The 5,829-nt window shown below is 66.6% G+C and carries 6 protein-coding genes and 1 pseudogene; 5 read left to right on the plus strand and 2 right to left on the minus strand.

Annotation, left to right across the window (positions count from 1 at the left end; translation table 11 throughout):
* On the plus strand, nucleotides 1–1,277 hold a 1,277-nt coding region (locus WA317_RS18925), incomplete at its 5' end, for a Na+/H+ antiporter (RefSeq protein WP_425174494.1).
* An 8-nt stretch (nucleotides 1,278–1,285) separates the two neighbouring features.
* On the opposite strand, the gene WA317_RS18930 is transcribed toward WA317_RS18925, so the two are convergent.
* Complete coding sequence (locus tag WA317_RS18930; RefSeq protein WP_425174495.1) at nucleotides 1,286–1,720, minus strand: SRPBCC family protein; 435 nt, start codon at nucleotides 1,718–1,720, stop codon at nucleotides 1,286–1,288.
* A gap of 158 nt (nucleotides 1,721–1,878) precedes the next feature.
* On the opposite strand from WA317_RS18930, the gene WA317_RS18935 reads away from it, so the two are divergent.
* Nucleotides 1,879–2,850, plus strand: coding sequence for an aldo/keto reductase (locus WA317_RS18935; RefSeq protein ID WP_425174496.1), 972 nt, complete (start codon nucleotides 1,879–1,881; stop codon nucleotides 2,848–2,850).
* 66 nt (nucleotides 2,851–2,916) lie between these two features.
* Here WA317_RS18935 and WA317_RS18940 read toward each other — a convergent pair.
* Nucleotides 2,917–3,090, minus strand: a pseudogene (locus WA317_RS18940) (TetR family transcriptional regulator); the annotation flags it as partial.
* Between the two features lie 149 nt (nucleotides 3,091–3,239).
* On the opposite strand from WA317_RS18940, the gene WA317_RS18945 reads away from it, so the two are divergent.
* The 3 genes from WA317_RS18945 to WA317_RS18955 all read left to right on the plus strand — a co-directional run.
* Nucleotides 3,240–4,334 carry a type III polyketide synthase gene (locus WA317_RS18945; protein WP_425174497.1) on the plus strand — a complete coding sequence of 365 codons (1,095 nt, stop codon included), beginning with the start codon at nucleotides 3,240–3,242 and terminating at the stop codon, nucleotides 4,332–4,334.
* 6 nt (nucleotides 4,335–4,340) lie between these two features.
* Nucleotides 4,341–4,850 carry an isoprenylcysteine carboxyl methyltransferase family protein gene (locus WA317_RS18950; protein ID WP_425174498.1) on the plus strand — a complete coding sequence of 170 codons (510 nt, stop codon included), beginning with the start codon at nucleotides 4,341–4,343 and terminating at the stop codon, nucleotides 4,848–4,850.
* A partial coding sequence (locus WA317_RS18955) for an NAD(P)/FAD-dependent oxidoreductase (RefSeq protein WP_425174499.1) occupies nucleotides 4,847–5,829 on the plus strand: 983 nt, incomplete at its 3' end. The genes WA317_RS18950 and WA317_RS18955, both read left to right, overlap by 4 nt.

Below are 5,829 nucleotides of genomic sequence, written 5' to 3' on the forward strand. Positions count from 1 at the left end.
GCATGGAGTCGCACGCTGCGGCGGTCCTGGGCGCGGTACTCTCCCCGACCGACGCCGCCGCCGTGGCCGGGCTGGCCAAGCGGCTGCCGCGACGGACGTTGACTGTGCTGCGCGCCGAAAGCATCATCAACGACGGGACGGCGCTTGTGCTGTTCGCCGTCAGCGTCGCGGTGGCGACCGGTGCGCCCTCGATCGGTCCGCTTGCCGTGGTCATCCGCTTCGTCGCCTCCTACCTCGGCGGGATCGCAGCCGGCCTGCTGGTCGGCGCAACCGCGACGTTGCTGCGGATGCGCATCGACGCACCGCTCGAAGAGGGCGCCATCAGTGTCCTCACACCGTTCGCCGCGTTCCTGCTGGCCCAGTCGATCGACTGCAGCGGTGTCGTCGCGGTGATGGTCGCCGCCCTGGTGATCACTTACGTCGGGCCCCGCGTGGTCCGTGCGCGTTCCCGATTGCAGGCTTTCGCGTTCTGGGACATAGCGACGTTTTTGATCAACGGATCGCTGTGGGTGTTCGTCGGAGTGCAGCTGCCCGGCACAGTGCGGGGCGCCTCAAGAATCAACGGCGGACTCGGCCACGCCCTATTGCTGGCTCTCGCCGTCACGGGTGTGGTCATCGTCAGCCGGATCGGGTGGGTTGAACTGACTACCTTGGCGCTTCGCGCGGTCGACCGCCGCGAGGTGCAGCGCACCCGTCGAGCCGACTTCCGCCAGCGGACCGTGTCGAGCTGGGCGGGATTCCGGGGCGCGGTGTCGCTGGCCGCAGCGCTGGCCGTTCCGATGACCACTCGCAACGGGGCCGAGTTCCCTGACCGCAGCCTGATCATCTTCATCGTGTCCGTCGTGATTCTGGTGACCGTCTTGGTGCAGGGCACCACATTGCCCGCCATCGTCCGCTGGGCCAAAATGCCCGAAGACGTCGCCCGTGCCGACGAATTGCGACTCGCGCGTAATCGCGGCGCCCAAGCCGCCCTCGAGGCACTGCCGCTGGTCGCCGGTCGGCTGGGGGCCGGTGACGACGTGGTGCGCCGGCTGCAGCAGCAATACGAATTACAGGCGAAGGTCGCCGCCGCCCCGAGCGACACCTCGGTACCCAACGACCTCACCGAGAAGTACGACCTCGTCCGGCAGATACGTCTAGGCGTTCTCGAACACAAGCGCCGGGCCGTGACCGAGCTGCGCGATCAGAATCGCATCGACGACATCGTGCTGCGCGAGTTGCAAGCGGAGATGGACTTCGAAGAGGTGAGACTTCTCGACCCTGCCGACAGCGACTAGCCTGCAGGCTAACTCTCCAAAGCCTTGGCGCAACCGGCGAGGATGGAGAGGAAGCTTGTCCGCAGTAGTCGACGGGTCACCGCTTCCAAGACCTTGCCGCCCGCGTACGCCGGATGGGTGTAGCGGCTCACCCAGTCCACATGGGTGCCCTCACCCGACGGGGTGAACGTCAGCGTGCCGCCCTCGTGGTTGAACGGCGGGACCGAGCTGACGATGTAGTAGGAGTAGGCGCGCGGCGGATCGTAAGCCGTGATCTCTTCACGAAACCACGTGCCCAGCCCGACCACCTGGCGCACCGCGCCCTTTCCCGGACCCGGCGCCGACTTCCGGTAGGCGCTGCGGAGCACCAACGGAGCAGCGGTCAAACCGGCCGGATCAGCCAGCCAGTCGAAGACTCGTTCCGGGGAAGCGGCAATCGTCCGCTCTACGTGCAGCTCGGCCATCAAGGCCACCCTTCGCCGTGGTTGCTCGTTCACCCACATGCTAAGACCACCGCTTTGCCGACGTCATCGCAGCAGCGCAACGCGATGGCGGTCGCCGCGAGCTGATCATCGAGCACTTCACCTTCAGCTGACCCGGCGGACTCACTACGGTGGAGATCATGAAATACCTAGAGGTAGACGGAGTGGGACAGGTCAGCAGGATCGGCCTGGGCACCTGGCAGTTCGGTTCCCGGGAATGGGGCTATGGAGACTCCTACGCAACGGGCCCGGCCCGGGAGATCGTGCAACGCGCCCTCGCGCTGGGAGTGACGCTGTTCGATACGGCCGAGGTCTACGGATTCGGCAAAAGCGAACGGATTCTCGGCGAAGCGCTCGGCGACAAGCGTGCCGAAGTTGCGGTGGCAAGCAAGATCATGCCCGTCGCGCCGATTCCCCCGGTGGTCAAGCAGCGCGAGCGCGCCAGCGCCCAGCGGCTTCAGCTGAAGCGCATCCCGCTCTACCAGGTTCATCAGCCCAATCCGATCGTCCCGGACTCGGTCATCATGCCCGGTCTGCGCAGTCTGCTCGACAGCGGCGACATCGGCGCGGCGGGCGTGTCTAATTACTCCCTGGAGCGCTGGAAGAAGGCGGACGCCGCGCTGGGACGGCCGGTGATCAGCAACCAGGTGCATTTCTCGCTTGCGCACCCGCAGGCGCTCAAAGACCTGGTGCCCTTCGCCGAGCGGGAGAACCGCGTCGTGATCGCCTACAGCCCACTGGCGCAGGGACTGTTGGGCGGCAAATACAGCGTCGACAACCGGCCCGGCGGCGTGCGGGCGGTGAACGCGTTGTTCGGCACCGAGAACCTGCGCCGGGTTGAGCCGCTGCTGCAGACCTTGCGCGATGTCGCCACCGAAGTCGACGCCAAGCCGGCCCAGGTGGCGCTGGCCTGGCTGATTCACCTGCCCGGCGTGGTGGCCATTCCCGGGGCCTCCAGTGTCGAGCAACTCGAGTTCAACGTCGCTGCGGCCGACATCGAGCTCAGCGCCGAATCGCGCGACGCACTCACCGAAGCAGCGCGGGCGTTCCGGCCGGTGTCGACTAGGCGCTTCCTCGTCGACTCGATGCGCGAAAGACTGCTCAAGCGCTGATGAAGGTGGCGGCCCCGTCAGCAAATGGCGGATGACCGGGGCCGCCGACCCGCTGAACAGGGTGGTCCGGAGTGGCGGCGCGGCGTCCACTCCGACGTCGGCCGCAACGGCGCGCAGCGTGGTGCGCTCATAACCCTCGGTGGCGAAACGGCGACGCGCCGCGGCAAGAATGTCGGCGCGCGTTTGGGCGGCATTGCGCGGCCTTGAACCAGACCGCTCCCTAGACCGTTTATCAGACATGGCCCGTATGTCAGCCACCGTTGACTTCGGCCCGTACCCGCGCGTACGGCCAAGTCATCCATCGTTGACAAAAGTCAACCGTTGTTGAAAACCACTCTCGGCCTGCAATGGCGCCGGCTTATCCTTATGCTTAGAGAAGGGCGAAGTCTATGACGCGCAACAACCTTCAATCCACTCACCCGGGCAGCGTGATAGCGGGTGTGCAGGGCGTGCTGCCACAGCATCGCTATTCCCAGAATGAGATCGCCGAGTCGCTGGCCGATTTGCCGGCTTTCGCCGGTGTCAAGGAGCCGCTTCGGAAATTGCATGCGAGCTCCAAGGTCGACTACCGCTACCTGATCCTGCCGCTCGAGCAGTACGCGTCGCTGACCGACTTCGGCGTTGCCAACGAGATCTTCATCGAAAACGCCGTAGAGCTCGGTTGTGCCGCCTTGACGGCCGCACTCGAGGAAGCCGGATTGCAGCCGCAGGACATCGACGTGATCTTCTCCACGACGGTCACCGGGATCGCGGTGCCGTCGCTCGACGCCCGCATCGCTGCGCGCCTGGGGCTGCGTCCGGACGTCCGGCGGATCCCTATGTTCGGCCTGGGCTGTATGGCGGGCGCCGCCGGGGTGGCCCGACTCAATGACTACTTGCGGGGCGCGCCCGACGATGTCGCGGTGCTGGTGTCCGTCGAGTTGTGCTCGCTCACCTACCCTGCGGCCGGCCGCACGATGGCGAGCGTGGTGGGCTCTGCACTGTTCGGCGACGGCGCCGCCGCGGTGGTCGCGGTCGGCGAACGTCGCGCCGAAGCGGTCAGTGCCGCCGGACCGGAGGTGCTCGACTCCCGTAGTCACCTCTACCCCGACTCGCAGGGAACGATGGGCTGGAACGTCGGTCCCTCCGGATTCGACTTGTTCCTTGCTCCTGACGTCGCAGACATCATCGAGCGAAACCTGCGCCGCGACGTGACCGACCTTCTCGTCGAGCACGGACTCGACATCCCCCAGGTGGCCGCCTGGGTGTGCCATCCCGGCGGCCCGAAAGTGATCGAGTCAATCGTCGCGGCACTGGAATTGCCCGACGACGCACTGGAACTGACATGGCGCTCACTGAACGAGGTCGGCAATCTCTCGTCAGCGTCGGTGCTGCACGTGTTGCGGGACACGATCGCCAAGCGACCACCCGTCAGCAGCCCGGGAGTGATGATGGCGATGGGTCCCGGCTTCAGCTCCGAGCTCGTCCTGCTGCGCTGGCGCTGATTGGCCATGACTTGGTATGAGCTGTTGATCGGGGCGGTCGCCGTAGAGCGGCTGGCCGAGCTTGTGATGACCAAACGCAACCGCGCCTGGAGCCAGGCACACGGCGGCATCGAGTTCGGCGCCGGCCACTATCCGCCGATGGTCGCGCTGCACGCCGTGCTACTGGTGGGATGTCTGGTCGAGCCGGTAGCGCTGCACCGCCCGTTCGTTGCGGTGCTGGGTTGGCCGATGCTAGCGATTGCGCTTGCGGCACAAGGGCTGCGCTGGTGGTGTATCGCGACCTTGAACCACCAGTGGAATGCCCGGGTGATCGTCATTCCGGGTGCGGCCCGGATCACCGGCGGGCCATACCGATTCGTGCCCCACCCGAATTACGTGGCGGTCATCGCCGAAGGACTTGCGCTGCCGTTGGTGCACACCGCCTGGATCACCGCTTTGGTGTTCTCGATACTGAACGCTTTCCTGTTGAGAACGCGGATCAGCATCGAAAACGCTGCGCTGGCGAGCCTCAGGTGATCGACCTGCTCGTCGTCGGCGGCGGCCCGGCCGGATTGGCTACCGCGTTATACGGTGCTCGGTCCGGCCTGGAGGTGGTCGTCGTCGAGCGGCGCAGCGGACCTATCGACAAAGCTTGCGGCGAAGGGTTGATGCCACATACTCTGCGGCATCTGGAACACCTCGGTGTGCGTCCTTACGGCAGACCGTTGCGGGGCATCAGCTATCGGGACGGCAGTCGGCACGTCGACGCGCCGTTCAAACGCAGCGCTGGGCGCGGCGTACGCAGGACCGTGTTGCACGGCGCACTTCTCGACGCGGCTGTGGCCGCCGGCGTGCAGATAGAGCAGGACGACCTCGGCGAAATCAGCCAGGACGCAACGTCTGTTCGGGCCGGCCGCTGGCAAGCCCGCTATCTCGCCGCCGCGGACGGGTTGCACTCCCCCGTCCGCCGGGCCCTCGGGTTGGAGTTGCCCAGTCCCGGTCCGCGCCGCTGGGGCATCCGCCGGCACGTGCAGATCGCGCCGTGGTCGGACTACATCGAAGTGCATTGGGCGCCCGGCGCCGAGGCGTATGTGACGCCGATTGCTGATGACTGTGTGGGCATAGCGCTGCTGACGTCACGGCGCGGCGGGTTCGACGGTCACCTCGGGGAATTCCCCGCCCTGCGGGAGCGGCTCGCAGGTCAGCCGCACGAGCCGGATCGGGCGGCCGGGCCCTTGCGCCAACGGGTTTCCAGCCGGACGGCCGGGCGGATTTTGCTCGTCGGTGACGCGGCGGGCTATATCGACGCGCTCACCGGCGAGGGCCTGGGACTGGCATTCGGCGCCGCCGAACTGCTGGTGAAATGTGTTGTCGCAGAACAGCCCGAGAACTATGACCGCCAGTGGCGGCACATGACGCGGCGTTACCGACTGCTTACTGCGGCCCTCCTTCAGGTGAGTGCACACCCGCCGCTGCGGGCGAGTATTGTGCCCGTCGCCCGCGCGCTGCCCTCGGT

The sequence above is a fragment of the Mycobacterium sp. genome, from assembly GCF_049802695.1.
In the GTDB taxonomy this organism is placed as follows: Bacteria; Actinomycetota; Actinomycetes; order Mycobacteriales; family Mycobacteriaceae; genus Mycobacterium.

Coding starts and splice junctions, on each gene's coding strand:
- WA317_RS18930 (WP_425174495.1), bottom strand. CDS start 1,720: ATGGCCGAGCTGCACGTAGAGCGGACGATTGCCGCTTCCCCGGAACGA.
- WA317_RS18935 (WP_425174496.1), top strand. CDS start 1,879: ATGAAATACCTAGAGGTAGACGGAGTGGGACAGGTCAGCAGGATCGGC.
- WA317_RS18945 (WP_425174497.1), top strand. CDS start 3,240: ATGACGCGCAACAACCTTCAATCCACTCACCCGGGCAGCGTGATAGCG.
- WA317_RS18950 (WP_425174498.1), top strand. CDS start 4,341: ATGACTTGGTATGAGCTGTTGATCGGGGCGGTCGCCGTAGAGCGGCTG.